The organism is Burkholderia sp. Bp8963, from assembly GCF_003854275.1.
Taxonomy (GTDB): domain Bacteria; phylum Pseudomonadota; class Gammaproteobacteria; order Burkholderiales; family Burkholderiaceae; genus Burkholderia.
In genome coordinates this window covers 78,779-102,806 of record NZ_QTQP01000010.1, presented here as the reverse complement: position 1 = coordinate 102,806, position 24,028 = coordinate 78,779, and the positions used below count along the sequence as shown (strand labels likewise).

Below are 24,028 nucleotides of genomic sequence, written 5' to 3'. Positions count from 1 at the left end.
GCTGCGCGCGCCCCGCTCCGTCATGCCTTCATTGCATCATCAACGACGCATGACCTTTTCGGACGGCGTCAGTGCTTCGATATAGGCCGGACGGCTGAAGATCCGTTCCGCATACTTCATCAGCGGCGCCGCATTCTTCGACAGCTCGATCCCGTAGTGATCCAGACGCCACAGCAGCGGCGCGATCGCGACGTCGAGCATCGAAAACTCTTCGCCGAGCATGTACTTGTTCTTCACGAAGATCGGCGCGAGCTGCGTCAGGCGATCGCGGATCGCGAGACGTGCCTTCTCGTGGTTTTTCTCGGCCGCCTTGCCCTTCTCGTTCTCGAGCGTGCTGACGTGGACGAACAGCTCCTTCTCGAAGTTGAGCAGGAACAGGCGCGCACGCGCGCGCTGCACCGGATCCGCCGGCATCAGCTGCGGGTGCGGGAAGCGCTCGTCGATGTACTCGTTGATGATGTTCGATTCGTACAGGATCAGGTCGCGCTCGACGAGGATCGGCACCTGGCCATACGGGTTCATCACCGAGATGTCTTCCGGCTTGTTGAACAGGTCGACGTCGCGGATCTCGAAGTCCATGCCCTTCTCGAACAGCACCAGCCGGCAACGCTGGGAAAACGGGCAAGTCGTGCCGGAATACAGAACCATCATATTTGCATTTCCTCAAAAAAGCCGAGGGCCGGCGCGCGGCGAAACCCGCCTGCGGGTTCCCCGTTGCGCCGGCCCCACGCCGGTCAGGCGTGATTACTTGATATCTTTCCAGTACGCGGCATTGAGCCGCCAGGCCAGGAAAGTCAGGACACCGAGAAACACCAGCACCCAGACGCCGAGGCGTTTGCGGGTCTGCTGGGCCGGCTCGGACATCCACGTCATGTACGCCACCAGGTCGGCTACAGCAGCATCATAATCCACCGGCGACAGCGTCCCCGGGGTCACCTGCTGGAAGCCGACGAGCGCGCGCACCTTCTCGCCCGTCTCCTCGTCCGTCTTTTCTTCGAATTTCGCGATGCGCTGCCCCTGCAGCTGCCAGAGCACATGGGGCATGCCGACGTTCTCGAACACCGCGTTGTTCCAGCCGGTCGGCCGTGCATCGTCGCGGTAGAAGCTCCGCAGATACGTATACAGCCAGTCGCGGCTGCGCGCGCGCGCCTCGACCGACAGGTCGGGCGGCGTCACGCCGAGCCAGTTCTTCGCGTCTTCGGGCCGCATCGCGACGGACATCGTGTTGCCGACCTTGTCGGTCGTGAACAGGAGATTCTGCTCGATCTCCTTCTGGGGAATGCCCAGATCCGTCAGACGGTTGTAGCGCATCAGGTTCGCGCTGTGGCAGTTCAGGCAATAGTTTACAAACAATTGCGCGCCATGCTGAAGCGAAACGAGATTTTCCGTGTTATCGGGCGCCCGGTCGAGCGGAAAATTACCTTCCGCGGCCGGCACCGGCGCCGCGAACAACGCACAGGCGGTCGCCCCGATCAGCGCGAGTGTCGAAAGCAGTTTCTTCATGTCGTTCTCTCCTCGCTCACGTTAATGGGGCTTGAAGCGCACCCGCTCCGGCGGCTGCTTGAACGTGCCAAGCGGCGTCCAGACCGGCATGCCGAGGAAGAACGCGAAGTAGATCAGCGCGCACAGCTGCGCGATCATCGTCGAGACCGGCGATGGCGGCCGCGTGCCGAGGAACGCGAGGGTCAGGAACGCGACGACGAAGATCCCGAGGAACACCTTGTGGAACAGCGGGCGGTAGCGGATCGACTTCACCGGGCTGCGGTCGAGCCACGGCAGGAAGAACAGCGACACCACCGCCGAGCCCATCACCACGACGCCCCAGAACTTCGATTCCGTCAGGTACATGAACACGACGATCGCCGCCGACAGCACCGGCAGCCCGATCTTCCACTTGCCGCGCGCGCGGATCAGCGCGAGCACGCCGAGCGCCGCGATCACGATCATCAGCACGATCTTGAACGGGTCGGTGGTCGCGCGCAGCATCGCGTAAAACGCGGTGAAGTACCAGACCGGCGCGATTTCCGGCGGCGTCTGCAGCGGGTTCGCCGGGATGAAGTTGTTCGACTCGAGGAAGTAGCCGCCCATTTCCGGCGAGAAGAACACGATCAGCGCGAACACGATCAGGAACCCGCACACGCCGAGGAAATCGTGCACCGAGTAGTACGGGTGGAACGGGATGCCGTCGAGCGGGATGCCGTTCGCGTCCTTCTTCGCCTTGATCTCGATGCCGTCCGGGTTGTTCGACCCCACTTCGTGCAGCGCGACGAGGTGCGCGACCACGAGGCCGACCAGCACGAGCGGAATCGCGATCACGTGGAACGCGAAAAAGCGGTTCAGCGTGACGTCGGACACGACGTAGTCGCCACGGATCCACAGCGACAGGTCCGGGCCGACGAACGGGATCGCCGAGAACAGGTTCACGATCACCTGCGCGCCCCAGAACGACATCTGGCCCCACGGCAGCAGGTAGCCGAAAAACGCCTCGGCCATCAGGCACAGGAAGATCGCGCAGCCGAAGATCCACACGAGTTCGCGCGGCTTGCGGTACGACCCGTACATCAGCCCGCGGAACATGTGCAGGTAGACGACGACGAAGAACATCGACGCGCCCGTCGAGTGCATGTAGCGGATCAGCCAGCCCCACGGCACTTCGCGCATGATGTACTCGACCGACGCGAACGCGAGCGTCGAGTCGGGCTTGTAGTTCATCGTCAGGAAGATGCCGGTGACGATCTGGTTGACGAGCACGAGCAGCGCGAGCGAGCCGAAGAAGTACCAGAAGTTGAAGTTCTTCGGCGCGTAGTACTCGGTCATGTGCTTCTTGATCATGACCGTCCACGGAAAGCGCGAGTCGATCCAGCCGGTGAGACCTGTCGTCGTGACTTCGTTGTGTTCCGTCGCCATTTACGCTTCTCCTTTCTCGTCCTTGCCGATCACGAGCGTCGTCGCCGACGTGAACATGTAGGGCGGGATGTCGAGGTTCTGCGGCGCCGGCTTGTTCTTGAAGACGCGGCCGGCGAGGTCGTAGGTCGAACCGTGGCACGGGCACAGGAAGCCGCCCGGCCAGTCATCCGGCAGGTTCGGCTGCGGACCCGGCGAGAAACGTTGGGAAGGCGTGCAGCCGAGGTGCGTGCACACGGCCATCACGACGAGGATGTTCTTGCGATCGGCCCGCGCGCGATATTCGTTCGCGCAGTACGCGGGCAACGGCATCGAATAGGGGGATTGGGATGTCGGGTCGGCGACTTCCTTGTCGGCCTTGACCACGTCGGCGAGCATCGCGTCGGTGCGATTCAGCACCCAGACGGGCTTGCCGCGCCACGGCACGGTGATCATCTCGCCAGGCTTCAGCGCGCTGATGTCGACCTCGACCGGCGCACCGGCCGCCTTTGCTTTCGCCGACGGCGCCAGCGACGCCGCGAACGGTACGACGGTGGCGACGCCTCCAACGCCACCTGCTACGGATGTCGCAATCAGCCAGGTACGGCGGCCGCTGTCGACGCGCTTGTCTTCCTTGTCTCGCATCACACGCCCCACTTCTGAGTTGGATTTTCCGTCTCGACTTTCCATTCCGCCGCTAGTTTGCTCGAATGGAGTCGCCATTTACAAGGCCCGGAGATGAAAATCCCTTCGAAGTATTTGATAGTCAAGGGTTTTCCCCCACTATCGGAGTGATTAAATCAAACTACTTTTAAGCACTCGCTTCATTGCGTGTTTGCGATGCGCCGCCGCAAACCGGCCGCTCAGACCGGGTTATGGATATCGATGAAAAGATGTTCGAGATCGAAACGCTCGGATAAATGGGTGCCGAGCGCCTGAATTCCGTAGCGCTCGGTCGCATGGTGCCCCGCCGCAACGAACGCGACGCCGCTCTCCGCGGCCGCGTGCGTGACGGGCTCCGACACTTCGCCGGTCAGGAACACGTCGGCGCCGGCCTCGATCGCCGCGTCGAAATAGCTCTGCGCGGCCCCCGTGCACCAGGCGATGCGGCGCAGCTGCATGTCCGGGTCGCCGAGCACGAGCGGCGTACGGCCGAGCAGTCGCTCGACCTTCGCGACGAAGTGCTCGAGCGTCACCGGCATCGGCAGCGTCGCCATCCAGCCGAGGTCGCCTTCACCGAAGTGCGCTTCGCCGATCAGCCCGAGCTTCTCGCCGAGCTGCGCGTTGTTGCCGAAATCCGGATGCGCGTCGAGCGGCAGGTGGAACGCGAACAGGTTCAGGTCGTTCGCGAGCAGCAGCTTCAGGCGCTGATACTTGCGGCCGGTGATCTGCGGCGCCTCGTTGCGCCAGAAATAGCCGTGATGGACGAGCACGGCATCCGCCCCCCATTCGACCGCCGCTTCGAGAAACGCGATCGACGCGGTCACGCCGGTCGCGATCTTTTCGATCTTGCGGCGGCCTTCGACTTGCAGGCCATTCGGGCAATAGTCCTTGAACCGCGCGGTTTCAAGGGTATTGTTCAAGTACAATTCGAGTTCGATCCGATCCATATAAACCTCTAGTCCATTCAGATGCTTAGACGCTTCTGGCTGTTCTTCGCGCAGGCAGTCACGGTGCTGCTCGCGCTGATGTTCATCGTCGTGACGCTCAAGCCGCAATGGCTGCAACGGCAAGGACAGCTCGGCAAGCAGCTCGCCACGCCGATCGTTGCACTGCGGGAAGTCGCCCCGGGCATCGGCGGCGCCCCCGCGACCACGTCGTATGCCGACGCCGCGCAGAAGGCGATGCCGGCCGTCGTCAACGTCTTCTCCAGCAAGGACGGCTCTTTGCCGCCCGATCCGCGCGCGAAGGATCCGCTGTTCCGCTATTTCTTCGGTGACCGCAACGCCCGCAAGCAGCAGGACGAGCCCGCGGCCAACCTCGGCTCCGGCGTTATCGTGAGCCCGGAAGGTTACATTCTAACGAACCAGCACGTCGTAGACGGCGCCGACCAGATCGAAGTCGCACTCGCCGACGGCCGCACGGCCACCGCGAAGGTGATCGGCAGCGATCCGGAAACCGATCTCGCCGTGCTGAAGATCAACATGACGAACCTGCCGACGATCACGCTCGGCCGCTCCGACCAGTCCCGCGTCGGCGATGTCGTGCTCGCGATCGGCAACCCGTTCGGCGTCGGCCAGACGGTGACGATGGGAATCATCAGCGCGCTCGGCCGCAATCACCTCGGCATCAACACGTTCGAGAACTTCATCCAGACGGACGCGCCGATCAACCCCGGCAACTCCGGCGGTGCGCTCGTCGACGTGAACGGCAACCTGCTCGGCATCAACACGGCGATCTACTCGCGCTCGGGCGGCTCGCTCGGGATCGGCTTCGCGATTCCGGTCTCGACCGCGCGCACGGTGCTCGAGAGCATCATCACGACGGGCTCGGTCACGCGCGGCTGGATCGGCGTCGAGCCGCAGGACGTCACGCCGGAGATCGCCGAGTCGTTCGGGCTGCAGCAGAAGTCGGGCGCGATCGTCGCGGGCGTGCTGCAGGGCGGGCCGGCCGACAAGTCCGGCATCCGGCCGGGCGACATCCTCGTGTCGGTCAACGGCGAGGAAATCACCGATACGACGAAGCTGCTCAACGTCGTCGCGCAGATCAAACCGGGCGCGACGGCCAAGGTGCACGTCGTGCGCAAGGGCAAGGAGTTCGACCTGAAGGTCGTGATCGGCAAGCGCCCGCCGCCGCCGAAGCAGGCGCTCGACGAGCAGGACAGCGACACGGAGTGACGCCGCAAGCGGCGCACCGCCGCGTCGGTGGCAAGCAAAAGGGCAGCCGCTTGGCTGCCCTTTCTGTTTGAGCGGAGCGCGATCCGCGCCGTCAGCTCGCGGCTTCGCCGTTCTCGGCCTCGGCTTCCGTCGGCTTCGGCACGAAGAATCGTGCGGCGACAATCCCGATCTCGTATAGCAGCACCAGCGGCAACGCGAGCATCAGCTGCGAAAACACGTCCGGCGGCGTGACGACCGCGGCGACGACGAACGCGCCGACGATCACGTAAGGACGGATCTCCTTCAGCTTCTTGATGGTCAGGAGGCCCATCCGGACGAGCAGCACGACGACGATCGGCACCTCGAACGTCACCCCGAACGCGATGAACATCCCGAGCACGAAGCTCAGGTAATTGTCGATATCGGTCGACATCTCCGCGCCAAGCGGCGCGTTGTAGTGCGCCATCACGCGAAAGATCGTCGGAAACACGAGGAAGTACGCGAACGCCATCCCGCACAGGAACAGGAAGTAGCTGCTGCCGACGAGCGGCGCGACGAGCTTCTTCTCGTGCTGGTACAGCCCGGGCGCAACGAACGCCCAGATCTGGTACAGCACGACCGGCAGCGCGATCACGAGCGCGACGAGCATCGTCACCTTCATCGGCACGAAGAACGAGCCGGTGACGTCCGTGACGATCATTTTGCCGCCCTTCGGCAGGTTCTCCATCAGCGGCCGCGCGAGCAGCCGGAAGATGTCCGGCGCCCAGTAGACGAGCCCGAGGAACACGACGATCACGGACAGCCCCGCGCGGATGATACGGTCGCGGAGCTCGACGAGATGGGAGATGAAGGTTTCTTCCGGGCCTTCGTCCGGATTCTGCTGGGGGTCGCTCACACCGGCCCTCGGTTGGATTGACGAGCGAGCATGTGCTCGGCTCAGAAGAAGCGTGCCGGCCGGCGCAGGCTCGCCGGCTGGTGGCGCGCGACGCGCGCGGCGCCGGACTGCACGTGCGTGCGGCGCGTGGTGGCGCGCTTGTACCAGACGGGCGTCGCCGTCTGCTTGACCCGCCAGTTACGGCGTTTCGGCGTCAGGGCGACCGCGCTGCCGCGCCAGGTCGGCGCAGCGGGCGCGTCGCTGCCGCCGGTCGAATCGGTCGCGCCGCCGACCGCCGAATTCCACGCGGCATTCAGGTCCTGCTCGTGTTCGCGCAGGTTGTCGTGAATCGTGGTCTCGACGTTGCGTGCGGCCGTCTCGAAATCGCTCTTCATCGTGCGCAGCGCGTCGAGCTCGATCTCGCGGGAGACCTCGGCCTTCACGTCGTTGATGTAGCGTTGCGCGCGGCCGAACAGCGCGCCCGCCGTGCGTGCGACACGCGGCAGGCGCTCGGGGCCGAGCACCACGAGCGCGACGACGCCGATCAGCGCCATCTTCGAAAGACCGAGATCCAGCATGGAGAATGCCCGTCAGCGTGCCGGCGAACCGACGTTATGCCTTGTTCGAATCGGAACGCGTCGTTTCCTTCGCGTTGACGTCCACCGTGCCCGAACGCGGCAGCTGCTGCGGATCGGATGGCGTCTCGCCGTCCTTCATGCCGTCCTTGAACCCCTTCACGGCGCTGCCGAGGTCGTTGCCGATGTTGCGCAGCTTCTTCGTGCCGAAAACCAGCGCGACGATCAGCAGCACGATCAGCCAGTGCCAAATGCTCAATCCACCCATGATGAAACTCTCCTCAACCTCGCCGCACGCGGCGCAAATCGCCGGCAATGCGCCGGCTTCGACTATCGACGCGGGAAACGCCCCGTGCCGTCAACCCATCCGGTGCCAGGGGCGCGGACCGGCCAGGATATGCGCGTGCAGGTGATACACCTCCTGCCCGCCGCCCGGGCCCGTATTGATCACCGTGCGGAACCCGGTTTCGCCGCCCGTATACGCGACGCCGAGCTGCTCGGCGAGCCGCGCGACCAGCACCATCATCCGGCCGAGCAGCGGCGCATCGGCTTCGTCCGCCGCCGACAGCGTCGGCAGATGCTTGCGCGGAATCACGAGCACGTGAGTCTCGGCCGCCGGGCGGATGTCGCGGAATGCGACGAATTCATCGTCCTCGTGCACTTTCGTGCTCGGGATTTCGCCTGCCGCAATCTTGCAGAACAGGCAGTTCGGATCGTGACTCATGTTGCTCCTGAAGGGCTCGCCGCGGCCGCGCGTCAGAACCACGCGCGCGAGTCGAGCGCCTTGTTGTCGTTCAGGTACAGCCAACCCTTGATGATACGGTACAGCGTCCAGATCCACGTCGCAAACATCACCGCGAAACCGATGACGACGAATGCGAGCGCGAACCCGATCACGTAGGCGATCAACGCGCGCCAGAACGTGCGGATCTGCCACTCGAAATGATCGGCATACGGCGTGCCAGCCACGTCGTCGCGCTTCACGTAGTTGATGATGATCGCGATGATGCCGGTGATGCCGCCCGTCAGCCAGTGCAACGCATAGAGGCCGTACAGCACGTGGGTCAGCGTACGCAGGCCGTTCAGACGCTCGCTTTCCGCCGCCCCCGACACTGACGGCGGCGGAAACTGGCTTGGCGTATCGGTCATGATGCTACTCCCGTCAGATGACAATTCTTACAGTGTAGCGCCCCGCCGCGCGCAACGATGCGTCAGCCGCCGTTTTCCTCGCGCTCGCGACGCTTGCGCAGCGCCTTTTCCTCGATGCCCGACATCCCTTCACGGCGCTCAAGCTCGGCGATCACGTCGGCCGGGCTCAAGTCGTAATGGGACAGCATCACGAGGCAATGAAACCACAGGTCCGCCACCTCGCCGACGAGCGCGGTCGGCGCGCCGCCCTGGCGCACGTCCTTCGCGGCGAGCACGACTTCGGTCGCTTCCTCGCCGATCTTCTTCAGCACCGCGTCGTCGCCCTTGTGAAAGAGGCGCGATACATACGATTGATCGGGATCGCCGCCCTTGCGGCTGTCGATCACGGCTGCGAGACGCAGCAGCGTGTCTTCGGTCGTTTGCGTCATTTGTAGATGTGTTCGGGGTCTTTCAGCACCGGTTCGACCGCGACCCAGTCGCCGCCTTCGACGGTGCCTTCAAATTTCTGGAAGAAGCACGAATGCCGGCCGGTGTGGCACGCGATGCCCGACACCTGCTCGACCTTCAGCAGCACGACGTCCTCGTCGCAATCGAGGCGCACCTCGTGCACGTGCTGCACGTGGCCCGACTCCTCGCCCTTGAACCACAGGCGCTTGCGCGAACGCGAATAGTAGACGGCGCGCTGCGTCTCGATCGTTTTCGCCAACGCCTCGCGGTTCATCCACGCGAACATCAGCACGTCGTTCGTCGACGCTTCCTGCGCGATCACCGGCACGAGGCCGTTGTCGTCCCAGCGGACCTTGTCGAGCCACGCCGGCATTGCGTTATCCGTGCTCATCACAACCTCACCGGAATGCCTTGATCGGCCATGAAGCGCTTCGCCTCGCCGACCGTGTGTTCGCCGTAGTGGAAGATGCTCGCCGCGAGCACCGCATCCGCGCGGCCTTCCTTGATGCCGTCCGCCAGGTGCTGCAGCGAGCCGACGCCGCCCGACGCGATCACCGGCACCGGCACCGCGTCCGACACGCCGCGCGTGAGCGCGAGGTCGAAGCCCGACTTCGTGCCGTCGCGGTCCATGCTCGTCAGCAGGATCTCGCCCGCGCCGAGCTCGGCCATCTTGCGCGCCCATTCGATCGCGTCGAGGCCGGTGCCCTTGCGGCCGCCGTGCGTGAACACTTCCCAGCGCGGCGCATCGCCGTCGGCGGACACGCGCTTCGCGTCGATCGCGACGACGATGCACTGCGAGCCGTACTTGTCGGCCGCGTCGCGCACGAGCTGCGGATTCGCCACTGCCGACGAGTTCATGCTGACCTTGTCCGCGCCCGCGTTCAGCAGGCGGCGGACGTCCTCGACGGCGCGCACGCCGCCGCCGACCGTCAGCGGGATGAAGACCTGCGACGCGACCGCCTCGATGATCGGCAGGATCAGGTCGCGCTGGTCGGACGTCGCGGTGATGTCGAGGAACGTGAGTTCGTCGGCGCCCTGCTCGTCGTAGCGGCGGGCGATCTCGACCGGATCGCCGGCATCGCGCAGTTCGACGAAGTTGACGCCCTTGACGACACGCCCGGCGGTCACGTCCAGACAGGGGATGATGCGTTTAGCTAGAGCCATGATGTTGCACTAAGTGCCGCGGTTGGGGGCGCCCGCCTGACGGCGCCCTGTCAGGAGCGCCTGGCTGGGGGCGCCCGGCCAGGGAACGCCCCGGGCGAAGGAATGACAGCCGGAATCAGGCGTTGTCGAGTTCGCCGTTCAGTTCGTCCGCGCGTTTCTGCGCGGCCGCGAAGTCGAGATCGCCGGAGTAGATCGCGCGGCCGCAGATCACGCCTTCGACGCCCTCGCCTTCCACTTCGCAGAGCTTCTCGATGTCGTTGAGGTTCGACAGGCCGCCGCTTGCGATCACCGGAATGCCGACCGCCTGCGCGAGCTTCACGGTCGCCTCGATGTTGACGCCCTGCAGCATGCCGTCGCGGCCGATGTCCGTATAGACGATCGATTCGACGCCGTAGTCCTCGAACTTCTGCGCGAGGTCGATCACCTCGTGGCCCGTCAGCTTGCTCCAGCCGTCGGTCGCGACCTTGCCGTCCTTCGCGTCGAGGCCGACGATGATGCTGCCCGCGAACGCGGTACACGCATCCTGCAGGAAGCCCGGATCCTTCACGGCCGCCGTGCCGATGATCACGTACGACAGGCCGGCATCGAGATACTTCTCGATCGTCTCGAGGCTGCGGATGCCGCCGCCGAGCTGCACGGGGATCTCGTCGCCCACTTCGTCGAGGATGGCCTCGATCGCCTCGAGATTCTTCGGCTTGCCGGCGAACGCGCCGTTCAGGTCGACGAGATGAAGCCGCCGGGCGCCGAGATCGACCCACTTGCGGGCCATCGCCGCGGGGTTCTCGGAGAAAATCGTGGCCTGGTCCATATCGCCCTGTTTGAGGCGCACACACTGACCGTCTTTAAGATCGATGGCCGGAATCAGCAACATAGCAATCGGTTGTCGTCTGGGAAAAGAAAAAGAGCCGGGCGCACACTGGCCCTTCCAGTGCCGCGCGGTCTCGCTAGTTTAGTACAACTCTTTCGGCGCTCGGAGCCCCATGCGGCATGGCGTTTCGCGCCGGCCGACCGTGCTCGCGCACCACGTTCACGGTTTCCAGTGTACGAAGTTGCGATACAGACGCAACCCGACTTCCGCACTTTTCTCCGGATGGAATTGGGTCGCGAAGAGGTTGTCCCGCGCGACCGCGGACGTAAACGGCGCACCGTAGACCGTCTCGCCGACCGTGTGCGCCGGGTTGTCCGGGCTCACGTAGTAGCTGTGCACGAAGTAGAAGTACGCATCGTCCGGCACGCCGTCCCACAGCGGGTGCGGCTGCGACTGGCGCACGCGGTTCCAGCCCATCTGCGGGACCTTGAAGCGCGAGCCGTCGTCCTGCAGTTGGCCGTCGAGCTCGAAGCGCACGACCTTGCCGGGCAGCAGGCCGAGGCCGTTCGTGTCGCCTTCGGCGCTCCAGTCGAACAGCATCTGCTCGCCGACGCACACGCCGAGCAGCGGCTTCGTGCGCGACGCCTCGATCACCGCGTCCTGCAGGCCCGATTCGCCGAGGCAGCGCATGCAGTCCGGCATCGCGCCCTGACCGGGCAGCACGACGCGGTCGGCCGCGCGGATCGCGGCCGGCGTGTCGACGATCGCCACGTCGGCGGCCGGTTCGGCCTGCTTGAGCGCCTGCGCGACCGAGCGCAGGTTGCCCATCCCATAATCCACAATCGCAATCGAAGTTTTCATCTCAGTGCAGGCAGTAGCGCCCTCAGTCCGTTGACGATGAATTCCACCGCCAGCGCCGACAGCATCAGACCCATCAGCCGCGTGGCGATGTTGATGCCGGTGCGGCCGATCCAGTTCGCGATCGGCTCGGCGAGCCGCATCGCGACGAAACACAGGCAGGCCAGGATCGCGCCGATCGCGACGAGCCCCGCCCGTTCATACCAGTGACGCGAGTTCGCCGCGTAGATGATCACCGTGCTGATCGAGCCGGGGCCCGTCAGCAGCGGGATCGCGAGCGGCACCACCGCGATGTTGTCCTTCTGCTCGGCTTCGTGGCGCTCCTCCGGCGTCGAGCGCGTGTTGCCGGCCTGCGCGTTCAGCATGCTGATCGCCATCAGCAGCATGATGATCCCGCCACCCACCTCCAGCGACCCGACCGAGATGCCGAAGAAGTCGATGATCTGCTGCCCGAGCAACGTCGTCACCGTGATCACGCAGAACACCGACACCGACGCGATCCGGATCGTGCGACGCCGCTCGTCGTCCGTCTGCTGCGCCGTGAGGCTCAGGAAAAACGGCACCGCGCCGACCGGGTTGATCAGCGCGAGCAGCGAAATGAACGATTTGAGCAGATCCATCGCAAGCCGGCGCAGCGCGCCGAAGCCGTGAGGTTGTCCTGGGCGTCCGTCCGGTCAGAAGGTGAAGTTCACAGGCTGCCTTTGGTCGACGGGATCTGCCCCGCCGCGCGTTCGTCAAGCTCCACCGCCATCCGCAGCGCGCGGCCGAAGGCCTTGAACACCGTCTCGAGCTGGTGGTGCGCGTTGATCCCGCGCAGGTTGTCGACGTGCAGCGTGACGCCCGCATGGTTCACGAAACCGCGGAAGAATTCGATCGACAGGTCGACGTCGAACGTGCCGATCCGCGCGCGCGTGAACGGCACGTGGAATTCGAGACCCGGCCGGCCCGAGAAGTCGATCACGACACGCGACAGCGCCTCGTCGAGCGGCACGTACGAATGGCCGTAGCGGCGGATGCCCTTCTTGTCGCCGATCGCCTTCGCGACGGCCTGGCCGAGCGTGATGCCGACGTCCTCGACCGTATGGTGGTCGTCGATATGCGTGTCGCCGTGCGCCTCGACGTCGAGGTCGAACAGACCGTGTCGTGCGATCTGGTCGAGCATATGGTCGAGGAACGGCACGCCGGTCGCGAGCTTCTGCTGGCCGGTGCCGTCGAGGTTGAGCTTCACACGGATCTGCGTTTCGCTGGTATTGCGAACGACTTCCGCCACACGCATGGCAATTCCTTGACTGAGTCGATGTAAATGGGGATTGATCGCTTTCGCGCCGCGGTGCCGTCAGGCGTGACCGGGCAGCGCGAGTTTCAATGCTGCCATGAGGCGCGCGTTTTCGTCGGGAGAACCGACGGTCAGCCGCACGCATTCGGCCAGCAATGGGTGCATTTTACTCACGTTTTTGACGAGCACCCGCTCGGTGAGCAGCGCGTCGAACACGGCGGCCGCATCCGGCACGCGCACCAGCAGGAAATTGCCGGCGCTCGGGAACACCGTCGCGCCCGGCAGCGTGGCCACCGCCTGCGCGAGGCGCGTGCGTTCGGCGCGCAGCTCGGCCGCCTGCGCATCGAGCACGTCGAGGTGGTCGAGCAGGAAATCGGCGGTCGCCTGCGTCAGCACGTTGATGTTGTACGGCGGGCGCACCTTGTCGAACTCCGCGAGCCACGCGGGCAGCCCGACCAGATAGCCGAGGCGGATGCCCGCGAGGCCGAGCTTCGACACCGTGCGCATCACGACGACGTTGTCGAACTCCGCCGCGCGCGGCATCCAGCTGCGCTCGGCGAACGGCTGGTACGCCTCGTCGATCACGATCAGGCTGTGCTGCGCGGCCGCGATGATCCGCTCGATGCCCGCGTCGTCGTACAGCGTGCCGGTCGGGTTGTTCGGATACGCGAGGTAGACGAGCGCAGGCCGATGCTCGGCGATCGCCGCGAGCATCGCGTCGACGTCGAGCGTCAGGTCGGCCGCGAGCGGCACGCCGACGAACTCGAGCTGTGCGAACTTCGCCGACATCTCGTACATCACGAAGCCCGGCACCGGCGCGAGCACCTTCGCGCCCGGCTTCGCGCACGCGACCGACAACATGCTGATGATCTCGTCGGAGCCGTTGCCGAGCAGCACGTCGCACGCGGCGGGCACGCCCATCGCGTGGCGCAGCTTGTCGAGCAGCGCGGCGGGGCGCGGTGCCGGATAGCGGTTCAGCGCGACCTGCGCGAGGCGTTCGCCGAGGGCCGCCGCGAGCGGCGCCGGCAGCGGGTACGGATTCTCCATCGCGTCGAGCTTCACGAACCCGCTCGCGTCCGGCACCGGGTAGCTCGTCATTGCGAGCACGTCCCGGCGGATGATGTCTTGTGGCGTTGTCATGGTATGCAAGCCGGCGTGCATCGCGCCGGCGTCAATTGGCCGGCAAGGCGGCGGCTGCCGCCCTGCCCTGCGTCTCCTGCGTCGAGCCGAACGCTCAGTTCTGGCGGTCGCTCGTCCCCTTCATCCGGTACTCTGCGCTCTTCGCGTGCGCCTGCAGCCCTTCGCCGTACGCGAGTTCGGACGCGATCTCGCCGAGCGTCTGCGCGCCTTCCGCGCTGACTTCGATCAGGCTCGAGCGCTTGATGAAGTCGTACACGCCGAGCGGCGACGAGAAGCGCGCCGTGCGCGACGTCGGCAGCACGTGGTTCGGGCCCGCGCAGTAGTCGCCGAGGCTCTCGCTCGTGTAGCGGCCGAGGAAGATCGCACCCGCGTGGCGAATCAGCTGGCCCCACTGCTGCGGCTCCAGCGCCGAAATCTCGAGGTGCTCGGGCGCGATGTCGTTCGCGATCCTGCACGCTTCCGCCATGTCGCGCACCTTGACCAGCGCGCCGCGGCCTTCGAGCGACGCGCGAATCACGGCCTCGCGCGGCATCGTCGGCAGCAGTTCGTCGATCGCCTTCTCGACGCGCTCGATGAACGATGCGTCCGGGCACAGCAGGATCGACTGCGCGAGCTCGTCGTGCTCGGCCTGCGAGAACAGGTCCATCGCGACCCAGTTCGGATCGGTCGTGCCGTCGCACAGCACGAGGATCTCCGACGGCCCGGCGATCATGTCGATGCCGACCGTGCCGAACACGCGGCGCTTCGCCGACGCGACGTAAGCATTGCCGGGCCCGCAGATCTTGTCGACGGCCGGCACGGTCTCGGTGCCGTACGCGAGCGCGGCCACGGCCTGCGCGCCGCCGATCGTGAACACGCGGTCGACGCCGCCGAGCAGCGCCGCGGCGAGCACGAGGTCGTTCTTCACGCCGTCCGGGGTCGGCACGACCATCACGATCTCGCCGACGCCCGCGACGCGCGCGGGAATCGCGTTCATCAGCACCGACGACGGATACGCGGCCTTACCGCCCGGCACGTACAGGCCGACGCGGTCGAGCGGCATGACCTTCTGGCCGAGCACCGTGCCGTCCGCCTCCGTGTACTGCCAGCTATGGCTGCCGCACTCGATCTTCTGCTTCTCGTGGTACGCGCGCACGCGTGCCGCGGCCGCCTCGAGCGCCGCACGGGCCTTCGGCTCGAGGCCGTCGAGCGCCGCCTGCAGCGCGTCCTGCGGCAACTCCAGCGCGGCGACGCTGCCGGCGCTCAGCCGGTCGAAGCGGTTCGTGTAGTCGAGCACCGCGGCGTCGCCGCGCGACTTCACGTCGGCGAGGATCTGCGCGACCGAGCGCTCGATCGCTTCGTCTTCGCTCGCTTCGAACGCGAGCACCGCACGCAGCGCGGCGCCGAAGCCTTCGCTCGTCGAATCGAGTTTGCGGATGGTGATGGACATGGAGGGTTCCGTTTCGGTGATGCGCTTATGCGCCGCCCAACGACGCGCGTTCGAACGCGTCGAGGAACGGCTTGAGCGCCGTGCGCTTAAGCTTCAGCGCAGCCTGGTTCACGACGAGGCGCGACGAGATCGGCATGATCTCCTCGACCTCGACCAGATTGTTCGCGCGCAGCGTGCCGCCCGAGCTGACGAGGTCGACGATCGCATCGGCGAGGCCGACGAGCGGCGCGAGCTCCATCGAGCCGTACAGCTTGATCAGGTCGACGTGCACGCCCTTTGCGGCAAAGTGTTCGCGCGCCGTCTCGACGTACTTCGTCGCGACGCGCAGGCGCGCGCCCTGGCGCACCGCTTTTGCGTAGTCGAAGCCCGCGGGCACCGCGACCGAGATCCGGCAGCGCGCGATGTTCAGGTCGATCGGCTGGTACAGGCCCGAGCCGCCGTGCTCGAGCAGCACGTCCTTGCCGGCCACGCCGAAATCGGCCGCGCCGTATTCGACGTAGGTCGGCACGTCGCTCGCGCGCACGATGATCACGCGCAGGTTCGGGTCGGTCGTCGGCAGGATCAGCTTGCGCGACGTTTCCGGATCCTCGGCCACGTGCACGCCGGCGGCGGCGAGCAGCGGCAGGGTTTCCTCGAAAATCCGTCCCTTCGACAGTGCAAGAGTCAACGGCGGGGTCAACGGCGCGTTCATGCAAGGCTCCCGGCAATGCGGCGCACGTTCGCGCCGACCGCAGTCAGTTTGGCTTCCATCCGGTCGTAACCCCGGTCGAGGTGGTAGATGCGGTCGACGAGCGTCTCGCCGTCGGCGCGCAGGCCGGCGATCACGAGGCTCGCGGACGCGCGCAGGTCGGTCGCCATCACCTTCGCGCCCGACAGCTTGTCGACGCCCGTCACGAGCGCCGTGTTGCCGTCGATGGTGATGTTCGCGCCGAGCCGGTTCAGCTCCTGCACGTGCATGAAGCGGTTCTCGAAGATCGTCTCGACGACCTGCGCGGTGCCCGTCGCGACCGAGTTCAGCGCCATGAACTGCGCCTGCATGTCGGTCGGGAACGCCGGGTATTCGGACGTGCGGATCGTCACCGCGGACGGCCGGCGGTCCATCTTCACGCGCAGCCAGTGCCCGCCTTCCTCGATCGACACGCCGGCCTCGCGCAGCTTGTCGACCACCGCGTCGAGGATGTGCGGGCGCACGCCCGTCAGCGTCACGTCGCCGCCCGCGGCCGCGACCGCGCACAGGAACGTGCCGGCCTCGATGCGGTCCGGAATCACCGCGTGGCGCGCGCCGTGCAGCCGCTCGACGCCCTGGATCACGAGCCGGTCGGTGCCGATCCCGTCGATCTTCGCGCCCATCTCGACGAGCAGGTGCGCGAGATCGCTCACCTCCGGCTCGCGCGCGGCGTTCTCGATCACCGTCTCGCCGTCGGCGAGCGTCGCGGCCATCAGCAGGTTCTCGGTGCCCGTCACCGTGATCATGTCGGTGACGATGCGCGCGCCCTTCAGCCGCTTCGCGCGCGCCTCGATGAAGCCATGCTCGATGTTGATCTCGGCGCCCATCGCCTGCAGGCCCTTGATGTGCTGGTCGACCGGCCGCGCGCCGATCGCGCAGCCGCCCGGCAGCGACACCTTCGCCTCGCCGAAGCGCGCGACGAGCGGCCCGAGCACGAGGATCGATGCGCGCATCGTCTTCACGAGCTCGTACGGCGCGATGAGGTTGTCGACGCGCGACGCGTCGAGCTGCACGTGGCTGCCCGTCATCTCGCTCTTCACGCCCATCTGGTTCAGGACCTTCAGCGTGGTGCGGACGTCCTGCAGGTTCGGCACGTTGTCGAGGTGGACCGGATCGGCCGTGAGCAGGCTCGCGCACAGAATCGGCAGTGCCGCGTTCTTCGCACCCGACACGACGATCTCGCCGGACAGCCGGCGGCCACCCTCGACCACGAGCTTGTCCATCCCATGTCCCTGCGAATCCCGATTGCCGGCCGGGTGTGCCGTGGCGACGCTCTCGACGGCGTCGCGCTCGTTGACGGTGACTTGCACTCAGTGGTTCCGGTTATGCGTTCTGCCATTCGGCGGGCGTCAGCGTCTTCATGCTGAGCGCGTGGATTTCCTGCTTCATGCGATCGCCGAGCGCCGCATAGACGAGCTGGTGGCGCTGGATCGGCCGCTTGCCCTCGAACGCCGGCGACACGATCGTCGCGAAGAAGTGCTGGCCGTCGCCTTCGACTTCCAGATGCGTGCAGGCGAGCCCGCCCGCGATGTATTGCTTGACCTGTTCGGGAGTCGGCAACATGGTGATGCTCCTGTCGGTGCGCGCCGAGGCGCGCGCGGCGCCGCGCGCGCTCGCAAGAGCGGCGCACGGCGGCGGTTTCATATCAATGACGCAGTTTGTAGCCGGTCGCGAGCAGCCGCATCGCGAACAGCGCGAGCAGCACGAAGAAACCGGAGACGATCGCGAGGCTCGCGAGCGGGTTGACGTCGGACGCGCCGAAGAACCCGTAGCGAAAGCCGTCGATCATGTAGAAAAACGGGTTGAGACGCGAGATTTCGCGCCACACGGGCGGCAGCGAATGCGTCGAATAGAACACGCCGGACAGGAACGTCAGCGGCATGATCAGGAAGTTCTGGAACGCGGCGAGCTGGTCGAACTTCTCGGCCCAGATCCCGGCGATCAGGCCGAGCGTGCCGAGGATCGCCGCGCCGAGCAGCGCGAACGCGAGGATCAACGCGGGCGCCGCGAACTGCATCGGGATGAACCAGACCGTCACGACGAACACGCCCGCACCGACCGAGAGCCCGCGCACGACGGACGCGAGCACGTACGCGCCGTAGATGTCCCGGTACGACAGCGGCGGCAGCAGCATGAACACGAGGTTGCCGGTGATCTTCGACTGGATCAGCGACGACGAGCTGTTCGCGAACGCGTTCTGCAGCACGCTCATCATCACGAGGCCCGGCACGAGGAAGCTCACGTACTCGACGCCCGGATACACCTGGACGCGGCCCGTCAGCGCGTGGCCGAAGATCGTCAGGTACAGCAGCGCCGTGACGACGGGCGCGAGCACCGTCTGAAACGACACCTTCCAGAACCGCAGGATTTCCTTGTAGAACAGCGTTTGAAAACCGCTGCCCAGCGCTCGCCCAATAGTACCGGGCTCAGGCGTTTGGCGGGAACGGGGGGGCTGCGCCCCCCCGGGCGAACGAAGTGAGCGTGGGGGTTGTTGTTTCATGCCAGACCCTCGATCGCCTCGGCCCCGTTCATCACCTGGACGAACACATCCTCGAGGTCGGCCTTCCTGACCTCGATCTCGTCGAACGTGCAGCCCGCGGCGCGGCACGACGCAAGGATCCGCTCGACCTCGTCGTAGCTCGCGAGCCGCAGCAGGTGCTCGCCGGGCGCACGGGCGGCCGGATCGGTTTCCAGCGCGCGCAGCTCGCCGGGCAGCGAGCCGCCCGCGACGCGCAGGTAAAGCTGCAGGCCCGCGAAGCGCTGCAGCAGCGCATCGGTGCGGTCGAGCGCGACCACTTCACCCCGGCGCAGCATCGCGATGCGGTCGCACAGCGACTCGGCTTCCTCGAGGTAGTGGGTGGTCAGCACGATCGTGTGGCCTTCACGGTTCAGGCGCGAGATGAATTTCCACAGCGTCTGGCGCAGCTCGACGTCGACGCCGGCGGTCGGCTCGTCGAGCACGATCACGGGCGGCCGGTGCACGAGCGCCTGCGCGACGAGCACGCGGCGCTTCATCCCGCCCGACAGCGCGCGCATGTTCGCGTCAGCCTTCTCGGTCAGGTCGAGATTGGCCATCACTTCGTCGATCCAGTCGTCGTTGTGGCGCAGCCCGAAGTAGCCGGACTGGATCCGCAGCGTCTCGCGCACCGTGAAGAACGGGTCGAACACGAGCTCCTGCGGCACGACACCAAGCGCGCGGCGCGCGCCCCGGAAGTCCTTGACGACGTCGTGGCCACGCACCGAGATGCTGCCTTCATCGGCCCGGGCAAGCCCGGCGAGGATGCTGATGAGCGTGGTCTTGCCTGCGCCGTTCGGGCCAAGCAGACCGAAAAACTCGCCTTCTTCGACCGACAGGCTGACGCCCTTGAGCGCCTGAAGCGACTTGTAGCGCTTCTTGACGTGACGGATTTCTATGGCTGACATGACTGTGCGCGGCGCAACGGCCGCGACGCCTATTCTGTGCTTGCTGCGAAAGAAAAAGGGGGCCGATTGGCAGCCCCGCAAAACGCTTGATTATAGGGCAAACCGACGGGAGGAGACGGCCATCGGGGACGGCCATCCAGAGCCGGCGCCCGACGGCGGGCGCGGCGCGGATCAGCGAGCGAGCGTCAATGTCGCCCGTTGACGAGCGTATCGACGCCGTACGCCTGTGCGAGGCTGGCGAGCTTCGGAGGGAGGTTGCGGATGTCGAGGGTGGCGCCGCGCGAGCGCGCGGCACGCTGCCATGCGAGCAGCACGGCGAGCGCGGACGAGTCGAACTGCGTCAGTGCCGCGCAGTCGACGGCGGTTGCGCCCGCGCCGATCTGCGCGAGACCCGCCGCGAGCGCGGCCTTCGCGCTTGCGTGGGTCAGCGAGGAGCCGGCTTCGAAGCCGCTCACGATGCCTGCTTGCTCGCGGCAAGCTCCTGGTTGCGCTGCGACAGGAACTGGATCAGGCCATCCACGCCGCTTTGCTGGATCTTCTCGTTGAACTGCTGCTGGTACGTCTGGATCAGCCACGCGCCGAGCACGTTCAGGTCATACACCCTCCAGCCCTGCTGCGTCTTGTACAGACGGTAGTCGATCTGGACCGGCTGGCCGTTGTTCATCGCGACCGTACGGACCACGACATCGGTATCATCCGCGCTCGCGCGGAACGGCGGGTACTGGATCTGCTGGTCCGGCTTCAGCTGCGCGATCGCGCCGGAGTACGTGCGGATCAGCAGCAGCTTGAACTGCTCCTGCACCTGCTGCTGCTGCGCCGGCGACGCTTCGCGCCAGTGGCGGCCCATCGCGAGCTGCGTGGTGCGGCGGAAATCCGTGTACGGCAGGATGTCCCTGTTGACGATCGAGATAATGCGGTTCGTGTCGCCCTGCTTGATCGTCTGCTGCTTCACTTCATCGAGCACCTGCTGCGTCGCGCTCTTGATCAGCGCCTGCGGGTTCGACTGGTCGACTTGCGCATGGGCCGCGCCGCCGAACGAGAACAGCGCCGCGAAAACGGGGATCAGGAACAGTTTCTTCATAAGTTTGACCTGCATGAGTGAGTCGATGCGAAGGTTGGAGCCCGTAGCTTACGCGCAAGTTCGCGACTGCTACCGACTGAATCGTTTCCGCCTGTAACGAATGTAAGTCCGATCAATGCAGCCGGATGCTCGGGAAGCGCAGCCCGCCGGGCGCGGGCGGCGCCACCTGCATCGGCGGCACGCTCGTTTCGCTGGCCGGATTCGGCGAGCCGGCCGCTTCCGACCCCGGCGCCGGTGCTGCGGTGCCGGATGCCCCCGCGGGCGCGGACGCAGCGGCAGGCGCCGCGGCGCTCGCCGGTGCCGCACCGCCGCTGATTGCCGCTCCTGCGGCCCCCGCAGCGCCCGTCGCTGCCGGCGCTGCCGAACCCTCGTCCGGCAGGTCGTACTTCGGCAGCGCTTCGCTGCCCGACGACGCGCCCGCTTCACCGCGCGCGTTGCTGATCAGCATCTGGCGGCGCTGCAGGTACGCGTTGCGCACGAACGAATACTTGTCGATCGCCGCCGCCTCGAGCACGTCGCCCGCGCCGAGCAGGTTCGCGCGCGTGTTGACCAGGTTCACGCCATAGACGCCCCAGCTCAGGCCGTCCGGCTTCACGTAGGTGAGCGGATTGCCGACGTAGTCGACGCCGAGGCCCGCCGCGTCGCGCACCGTGCTCGGCCCGAGCAGCGGCAGCACGAGGTACGGGCCCGCAGGCACGCCGTAGCGGCCCATCGTGACGCCGAAATCGGCCGTGTGCTTCGGCAGCTTCGCGATCGTCGCGACGTCGAACAGGCCGCCGACGCCGAACACCGTGTTGATCACGACGCGCATCAGGTCGCCGACACCGTCGGCAATCCGCAGCTGCACGATGTTGTTCGCCGCGATGTAGAGGTCGCCAACGTTCGAGAAGACGTTCGTCACGCTGTCGCGCACCGGCTGCGGCACGACCTTCTGGTAGCCCTGCGCGACCGGCTTCAGCGCGTACGTGTCGACGGTATCGTTGAACTTGTACATCGTCCGGTTGAAGCCTTCGAGCGGATCGCCCTTGGTCGGCGTCTGCACGGTGGCGCAGCCGCTCAGCGCAGTCACCGCTGCCACCGCGAGCGCGGCGTGGCTGATGCGAATCGTCTGCATGATCGTTACCCTCTTGAATTCTCTCGTGTGGTTCGTGTGGTTATTGCGCAGCAGCACCCGACGCGGCGGCCGGCGCCGGTGCAGGCGCGGCGGAAGCGCCGGAGGCCGGCTTCGCGCCGCCCGCGTCCGCTGCCTTGCTGTACAGGAACTGGCCGATCAGGTTCTCGAGCACGATCGCCGACTGCGTCATCGTGACCGTGTCGCCCGCCTTCAGCATCTCGGAATCGCCGCCCGGCTCGAGGCCGATGTACTGCTCGCCGAGCAGGCCCGACGTCAGGATCTTCGCGGACGAATCCTTCGGGAACTGGTATTGCTTGTCGAGACCGATCGTCACAAGCGCCTGGTAGGTGTTCGTGTCGAAGCCGATCGACTGTACGCGGCCGACCACGACGCCCGCGCTCTTCACCGCCGCGCGCTGCTTCAGACCGCCGATGTTGTCGAATTTCATCTTCACGGCGTAAGTCGGCTGAAACGACAGCGAGCTCATGTTGCCGACCTTCAGCGCGAGGAACAGCACCGCGAGGAAACCTACCACCACGAACAGGCCGACCCAGAAGTCGAGAGCAGTCTTTTTCATCGTCATCCCAAAATTTGGCTTGGCTGAGGCTTAGCTGAACATCAGCGCGGTCAGCAGAAAATCGAGGCCGAGTACCGCGAGCGACGCGAACACGACCGTCTTGGTGGTCGCGCGCGACACGCCTTCAGGCGTGGGCTTCGCCTCGTACCCTTGAAACAGTGCAATGAAGGTCACGGCGAACCCGAACACGATGCTCTTCAGCACGCCGTTGCCGACGTCGGCCCAGACTTCGACGCCGCCCTGCATCTGCGACCAGAACGCGCCCGGATCGACGCCGATCAGCACGACCCCGACGAAGTAGCCGCCGAGCACGCCCACCGCGTTGAAGATCGCGGCCAGCAGCGGCATCGTGATGATGCCCCCCCACATGCGCGGCGCGATCACCGTCTTGATCGGGTCGACGGCCATCATCTCGAGCGCGGTCAGCTGCTCTCCCGCCTTCATCAGGCCGATCTCGGCGGTCAGCGACGTGCCCGCGCGGCCCGCGAACAGCAGCGCCGTGACGACCGGGCCGAGCTCGCGCACGAGCGACAGCGCGACGAGGAGGCCGAGCGCCTGCTCGGACCCGTAGCGGTTCAGCGTGTAGTAGCCCTGCAGGCCGAGCACGAAGCCGACGAACAGGCCCGACACCGCGATGATCACGAACGAGTAGTTGCCGAGGAAGTGGATCTGCTTCGTGACGAGCCGCGGCCGACGCAGCAGCGGGAAGAATTCCAGCACGAGGCGCACGAACAGGCGCGTGCCGTAGCCCGCGCGCTCGAGGCCGCCGATGACGTAACGTCCGATCGCGCTGATCATGCGCGCCCTCCGCCGAGCCCGAAGTCCGCGCCAAGGGGCGGGCTCGTGTAATGAAATTTGAACGGGCCGTCCGGCGCGCCGTCGATGAACTGGCGCACGCTCGGGTCGGTCGATGCGCGCAGCTCGTCGGGGGTGCCCTGCGCGAGCACGCCGCCATTGGCCAGGAAGTAGACGTAGTCGGCGATCGCGAACGATTCCGGCACGTCGTGCGTGACGAGGATCGACGTCGCGCCGAGCGCGTGGTTCAGCGTGCGGATCAGGTTCGCGGTGATGCCGAGCGAGATCGGGTCGAGGCCCGCGAACGGCTCGTCGTACATGATCAGCTGCGGATCGAGCGCGATCGCGCGCGCCAGCGCAATACGCCGCGCCATGCCGCCCGACACCTCGGACGGCATCAGGTCGCGCGCGCCGCGCAGGCCGACCGCGTTGAGCTTCATCAGCACGAGATCGCGGATCAGTTCCTCGGGCAGGTCGGTGTGCTCGCGCAGCGCGAACGCGACGTTCTCGAACACCGACATGTCGGTGAACAGCGCGCCGAACTGGAACAGCATCCCCATCTGGCGGCGCAGCGCATACAGGCCGTCGCGCGTCTGGGCGCCGACGTCCGCGCCGTCGAACAGCACCTGGCCGCGGCGCGCGCGCACGAGCCCGCCGATCAGGCGCAGCACGGTGGTCTTGCCGCAGCCCGAGCCGCCCATGACCGCGACCACCTGCCCGCGCGCGAAGCGCAGGTTCAGGTTCGACAGCACGAGGCGATCGCCGTAACCGAAATCGACGTCGCGGAGTTCCAGCAGTGTCTCGGAGGGAGAGGGGCTCACGGAGCTGACAGTCCTTTTACGCAGAACGCCGAATTATAGGGCCTGCATTGGAATCATGTCGTGACGCTGCC

The 24,028-nt window shown here is 66.2% G+C and carries 31 protein-coding genes; 1 reads left to right on the top strand and 30 read right to left on the bottom strand.

Translation table 11 applies throughout. The features are described from left to right. Window positions 1-39: 39 nt before the first annotated feature. The 5 genes from DID96_RS11105 to DID96_RS11085 all read right to left on the bottom strand — a co-directional run bounded on the left by DID96_RS11105 (window position 40) and on the right by DID96_RS11085 (window position 4,493). Window positions 40-651 (bottom strand): glutathione S-transferase N-terminal domain-containing protein, encoded by a 612-nt coding sequence (locus DID96_RS11105; RefSeq protein WP_006400565.1) that lies wholly within the window; start codon window positions 649-651, stop codon window positions 40-42. 93 nt (window positions 652-744) lie between these two features. Then, the gene (locus tag DID96_RS11100; protein ID WP_124599372.1) at window positions 745-1,503 is read right to left on the bottom strand and encodes a cytochrome c1; all 759 of its coding nucleotides are present in this window, start codon (window positions 1,501-1,503) and stop codon (window positions 745-747) included. Window positions 1,504-1,524: 21 nt separating this feature from the next. After that, window positions 1,525-2,907, bottom strand: a complete 1,383-nt coding sequence (locus DID96_RS11095; RefSeq protein ID WP_124599371.1) for a cytochrome bc complex cytochrome b subunit — start codon at window positions 2,905-2,907, stop codon at window positions 1,525-1,527. Next, a complete protein-coding gene (petA, locus tag DID96_RS11090) occupies window positions 2,908-3,528 on the bottom strand; it encodes a ubiquinol-cytochrome c reductase iron-sulfur subunit (RefSeq protein WP_124599370.1) in 621 nt (206 codons plus the stop codon). Window positions 3,529-3,746: 218 nt separating this feature from the next. Beyond that, a complete protein-coding gene (locus tag DID96_RS11085) occupies window positions 3,747-4,493 on the bottom strand; it encodes a Nif3-like dinuclear metal center hexameric protein (RefSeq protein WP_124599369.1) in 747 nt (248 codons plus the stop codon). 21 nt (window positions 4,494-4,514) lie between these two features. Between DID96_RS11085 and DID96_RS11080 the strand changes: the two genes are divergently transcribed. After that, window positions 4,515-5,720, top strand: coding sequence for a Do family serine endopeptidase (locus DID96_RS11080; RefSeq protein ID WP_124599368.1), 1,206 nt, complete (start codon window positions 4,515-4,517; stop codon window positions 5,718-5,720). A 91-nt stretch (window positions 5,721-5,811) separates the two neighbouring features. On the opposite strand, the gene tatC is transcribed toward DID96_RS11080, so the two are convergent. From tatC to DID96_RS10955, 25 genes are all read right to left on the bottom strand, one after another. Beyond that, complete coding sequence (gene tatC / locus DID96_RS11075; RefSeq protein WP_124599367.1) at window positions 5,812-6,594, bottom strand: twin-arginine translocase subunit TatC; 783 nt, start codon at window positions 6,592-6,594, stop codon at window positions 5,812-5,814. A 41-nt stretch (window positions 6,595-6,635) separates the two neighbouring features. Continuing rightward, a complete protein-coding gene (tatB, locus tag DID96_RS11070) occupies window positions 6,636-7,151 on the bottom strand; it encodes a Sec-independent protein translocase protein TatB (protein WP_124599366.1) in 516 nt (171 codons plus the stop codon). A 34-nt stretch (window positions 7,152-7,185) separates the two neighbouring features. Beyond that, window positions 7,186-7,416, bottom strand: a complete 231-nt coding sequence (gene tatA / locus DID96_RS11065; protein WP_124599365.1) for a Sec-independent protein translocase subunit TatA — start codon at window positions 7,414-7,416, stop codon at window positions 7,186-7,188. Window positions 7,417-7,506: 90 nt separating this feature from the next. Next, window positions 7,507-7,872 (bottom strand): histidine triad nucleotide-binding protein, encoded by a 366-nt coding sequence (locus DID96_RS11060; protein WP_124599364.1) that lies wholly within the window; start codon window positions 7,870-7,872, stop codon window positions 7,507-7,509. 32 nt (window positions 7,873-7,904) lie between these two features. Continuing rightward, window positions 7,905-8,297 (bottom strand): hypothetical protein, encoded by a 393-nt coding sequence (locus DID96_RS11055; protein WP_124599363.1) that lies wholly within the window; start codon window positions 8,295-8,297, stop codon window positions 7,905-7,907. A 62-nt stretch (window positions 8,298-8,359) separates the two neighbouring features. Continuing rightward, window positions 8,360-8,725, bottom strand: coding sequence for a phosphoribosyl-ATP diphosphatase (locus tag DID96_RS11050; RefSeq protein ID WP_084900054.1), 366 nt, complete (start codon window positions 8,723-8,725; stop codon window positions 8,360-8,362). After that, window positions 8,722-9,135 carry a phosphoribosyl-AMP cyclohydrolase gene (gene hisI, locus DID96_RS11045; protein WP_059778492.1) on the bottom strand — a complete coding sequence of 138 codons (414 nt, stop codon included), beginning with the start codon at window positions 9,133-9,135 and terminating at the stop codon, window positions 8,722-8,724. Before hisI ends, DID96_RS11050 begins: the two co-directional genes overlap by 4 nt. Continuing rightward, on the bottom strand, window positions 9,135-9,908 hold the full coding sequence (hisF, locus tag DID96_RS11040) for an imidazole glycerol phosphate synthase subunit HisF (RefSeq protein WP_124599362.1): 774 nt from the start codon (window positions 9,906-9,908) through the stop codon (window positions 9,135-9,137). Before hisF ends, hisI begins: the two co-directional genes overlap by 1 nt. A 115-nt stretch (window positions 9,909-10,023) precedes the next feature. Beyond that, on the bottom strand, window positions 10,024-10,779 hold the full coding sequence (hisA, locus tag DID96_RS11035) for a 1-(5-phosphoribosyl)-5-[(5-phosphoribosylamino)methylideneamino]imidazole-4-carboxamide isomerase (protein WP_124599361.1): 756 nt from the start codon (window positions 10,777-10,779) through the stop codon (window positions 10,024-10,026). A 156-nt stretch (window positions 10,780-10,935) separates the two neighbouring features. Then, entirely contained in the window at window positions 10,936-11,577 is a 642-nt protein-coding gene (gene hisH / locus DID96_RS11030; protein WP_124599360.1) for an imidazole glycerol phosphate synthase subunit HisH, read from the bottom strand. Continuing rightward, entirely contained in the window at window positions 11,574-12,194 is a 621-nt protein-coding gene (locus tag DID96_RS11025) for a YchE family NAAT transporter (protein ID WP_017333601.1), read from the bottom strand. The genes hisH and DID96_RS11025 overlap by 4 nt, the downstream gene beginning before the upstream one ends. A 68-nt stretch (window positions 12,195-12,262) precedes the next feature. Beyond that, window positions 12,263-12,850 carry an imidazoleglycerol-phosphate dehydratase HisB gene (hisB, locus tag DID96_RS11020; RefSeq protein ID WP_017333600.1) on the bottom strand — a complete coding sequence of 196 codons (588 nt, stop codon included), beginning with the start codon at window positions 12,848-12,850 and terminating at the stop codon, window positions 12,263-12,265. A gap of 60 nt (window positions 12,851-12,910) precedes the next feature. Beyond that, window positions 12,911-13,990, bottom strand: a complete 1,080-nt coding sequence (gene hisC / locus DID96_RS11015; RefSeq protein ID WP_124599359.1) for a histidinol-phosphate transaminase — start codon at window positions 13,988-13,990, stop codon at window positions 12,911-12,913. Window positions 13,991-14,084: 94 nt separating this feature from the next. Then, entirely contained in the window at window positions 14,085-15,419 is a 1,335-nt protein-coding gene (gene hisD / locus DID96_RS11010) for a histidinol dehydrogenase (RefSeq protein ID WP_124599358.1), read from the bottom strand. A gap of 25 nt (window positions 15,420-15,444) precedes the next feature. Then, a complete protein-coding gene (gene hisG, locus DID96_RS11005; protein ID WP_124599451.1) occupies window positions 15,445-16,098 on the bottom strand; it encodes an ATP phosphoribosyltransferase in 654 nt (217 codons plus the stop codon). Between the two features lie 8 nt (window positions 16,099-16,106). After that, on the bottom strand, window positions 16,107-17,456 hold the full coding sequence (murA, locus tag DID96_RS11000; RefSeq protein WP_124599357.1) for a UDP-N-acetylglucosamine 1-carboxyvinyltransferase: 1,350 nt from the start codon (window positions 17,454-17,456) through the stop codon (window positions 16,107-16,109). A gap of 13 nt (window positions 17,457-17,469) precedes the next feature. Beyond that, a complete protein-coding gene (locus tag DID96_RS10995) occupies window positions 17,470-17,709 on the bottom strand; it encodes a BolA family protein (RefSeq protein ID WP_006406983.1) in 240 nt (79 codons plus the stop codon). An 82-nt stretch (window positions 17,710-17,791) separates the two neighbouring features. Beyond that, window positions 17,792-18,646, bottom strand: coding sequence for an ABC transporter permease (locus DID96_RS10990; RefSeq protein ID WP_260463846.1), 855 nt, complete (start codon window positions 18,644-18,646; stop codon window positions 17,792-17,794). Beyond that, window positions 18,643-19,569: an ABC transporter ATP-binding protein gene (locus tag DID96_RS10985; protein WP_124599356.1), complete on the bottom strand. Its 927-nt coding sequence runs from the start codon at window positions 19,567-19,569 to the stop codon at window positions 18,643-18,645. The genes DID96_RS10990 and DID96_RS10985 overlap by 4 nt, the downstream gene beginning before the upstream one ends. Before the next feature lie 185 nt (window positions 19,570-19,754). After that, a complete protein-coding gene (locus tag DID96_RS10980; RefSeq protein WP_124599355.1) occupies window positions 19,755-20,024 on the bottom strand; it encodes a lipid asymmetry maintenance protein MlaB in 270 nt (89 codons plus the stop codon). Next, window positions 20,021-20,650: a phospholipid-binding protein MlaC gene (locus DID96_RS10975; protein WP_124599449.1), complete on the bottom strand. Its 630-nt coding sequence runs from the start codon at window positions 20,648-20,650 to the stop codon at window positions 20,021-20,023. The genes DID96_RS10980 and DID96_RS10975 overlap by 4 nt, the downstream gene beginning before the upstream one ends. 112 nt (window positions 20,651-20,762) lie before the next feature. After that, entirely contained in the window at window positions 20,763-21,764 is a 1,002-nt protein-coding gene (locus DID96_RS10970) for a VacJ family lipoprotein (RefSeq protein ID WP_124599354.1), read from the bottom strand. 40 nt (window positions 21,765-21,804) lie between these two features. Further along, on the bottom strand, window positions 21,805-22,347 hold the full coding sequence (mlaD, locus tag DID96_RS10965) for an outer membrane lipid asymmetry maintenance protein MlaD (protein ID WP_124599353.1): 543 nt from the start codon (window positions 22,345-22,347) through the stop codon (window positions 21,805-21,807). Window positions 22,348-22,371: 24 nt separating this feature from the next. Next, on the bottom strand, window positions 22,372-23,139 hold the full coding sequence (mlaE, locus tag DID96_RS10960) for a lipid asymmetry maintenance ABC transporter permease subunit MlaE (protein ID WP_124599352.1): 768 nt from the start codon (window positions 23,137-23,139) through the stop codon (window positions 22,372-22,374). Next, a complete protein-coding gene (locus tag DID96_RS10955; protein WP_124599351.1) occupies window positions 23,136-23,957 on the bottom strand; it encodes an ABC transporter ATP-binding protein in 822 nt (273 codons plus the stop codon). The genes mlaE and DID96_RS10955 overlap by 4 nt, the downstream gene beginning before the upstream one ends. Between the last annotated feature and the right edge of the window lie 71 nt (window positions 23,958-24,028).

Excerpts from the sequence above, each read along its gene's own strand:
- DID96_RS11105 (WP_006400565.1), bottom strand. The coding sequence starts at position 651 with ATGATGGTTCTGTATTCCGGCACGACTTGCCCGTTTTCCCAGCGTTGC.
- DID96_RS11100 (WP_124599372.1), bottom strand. The coding sequence starts at position 1,503 with ATGAAGAAACTGCTTTCGACACTCGCGCTGATCGGGGCGACCGCCTGT.
- DID96_RS11095 (WP_124599371.1), bottom strand. The coding sequence starts at position 2,907 with ATGGCGACGGAACACAACGAAGTCACGACGACAGGTCTCACCGGCTGG.
- petA (WP_124599370.1), bottom strand. The coding sequence starts at position 3,528 with ATGCGAGACAAGGAAGACAAGCGCGTCGACAGCGGCCGCCGTACCTGG.
- DID96_RS11085 (WP_124599369.1), bottom strand. The coding sequence starts at position 4,493 with ATGGATCGGATCGAACTCGAATTGTACTTGAACAATACCCTTGAAACC.
- DID96_RS11080 (WP_124599368.1), top strand. The coding sequence starts at position 4,515 with ATGCTTAGACGCTTCTGGCTGTTCTTCGCGCAGGCAGTCACGGTGCTG.
- tatB (WP_124599366.1), bottom strand. The coding sequence starts at position 7,151 with ATGCTGGATCTCGGTCTTTCGAAGATGGCGCTGATCGGCGTCGTCGCG.
- tatA (WP_124599365.1), bottom strand. The coding sequence starts at position 7,416 with ATGGGTGGATTGAGCATTTGGCACTGGCTGATCGTGCTGCTGATCGTC.
- DID96_RS11060 (WP_124599364.1), bottom strand. The coding sequence starts at position 7,872 with ATGAGTCACGATCCGAACTGCCTGTTCTGCAAGATTGCGGCAGGCGAA.
- DID96_RS11055 (WP_124599363.1), bottom strand. The coding sequence starts at position 8,297 with ATGACCGATACGCCAAGCCAGTTTCCGCCGCCGTCAGTGTCGGGGGCG.
- DID96_RS11050 (WP_084900054.1), bottom strand. The coding sequence starts at position 8,725 with ATGACGCAAACGACCGAAGACACGCTGCTGCGTCTCGCAGCCGTGATC.
- hisI (WP_059778492.1), bottom strand. The coding sequence starts at position 9,135 with ATGAGCACGGATAACGCAATGCCGGCGTGGCTCGACAAGGTCCGCTGG.
- hisF (WP_124599362.1), bottom strand. The coding sequence starts at position 9,908 with ATGGCTCTAGCTAAACGCATCATCCCCTGTCTGGACGTGACCGCCGGG.
- hisA (WP_124599361.1), bottom strand. The coding sequence starts at position 10,779 with ATGTTGCTGATTCCGGCCATCGATCTTAAAGACGGTCAGTGTGTGCGC.
- hisH (WP_124599360.1), bottom strand. The coding sequence starts at position 11,577 with ATGAAAACTTCGATTGCGATTGTGGATTATGGGATGGGCAACCTGCGC.
- DID96_RS11025 (WP_017333601.1), bottom strand. The coding sequence starts at position 12,194 with ATGGATCTGCTCAAATCGTTCATTTCGCTGCTCGCGCTGATCAACCCG.
- hisB (WP_017333600.1), bottom strand. The coding sequence starts at position 12,850 with ATGCGTGTGGCGGAAGTCGTTCGCAATACCAGCGAAACGCAGATCCGT.
- hisC (WP_124599359.1), bottom strand. The coding sequence starts at position 13,990 with ATGACAACGCCACAAGACATCATCCGCCGGGACGTGCTCGCAATGACG.
- hisD (WP_124599358.1), bottom strand. The coding sequence starts at position 15,419 with ATGTCCATCACCATCCGCAAACTCGATTCGACGAGCGAAGGCTTCGGC.
- DID96_RS10995 (WP_006406983.1), bottom strand. The coding sequence starts at position 17,709 with ATGTTGCCGACTCCCGAACAGGTCAAGCAATACATCGCGGGCGGGCTC.
- DID96_RS10990 (WP_260463846.1), bottom strand. The coding sequence starts at position 18,646 with ATGAAACAACAACCCCCACGCTCACTTCGTTCGCCCGGGGGGGCGCAG.
- DID96_RS10985 (WP_124599356.1), bottom strand. The coding sequence starts at position 19,569 with ATGTCAGCCATAGAAATCCGTCACGTCAAGAAGCGCTACAAGTCGCTT.
- DID96_RS10975 (WP_124599449.1), bottom strand. The coding sequence starts at position 20,650 with ATGAAGAAACTGTTCCTGATCCCCGTTTTCGCGGCGCTGTTCTCGTTC.
- DID96_RS10970 (WP_124599354.1), bottom strand. The coding sequence starts at position 21,764 with ATGCAGACGATTCGCATCAGCCACGCCGCGCTCGCGGTGGCAGCGGTG.
- mlaD (WP_124599353.1), bottom strand. The coding sequence starts at position 22,347 with ATGACGATGAAAAAGACTGCTCTCGACTTCTGGGTCGGCCTGTTCGTG.
- mlaE (WP_124599352.1), bottom strand. The coding sequence starts at position 23,139 with ATGATCAGCGCGATCGGACGTTACGTCATCGGCGGCCTCGAGCGCGCG.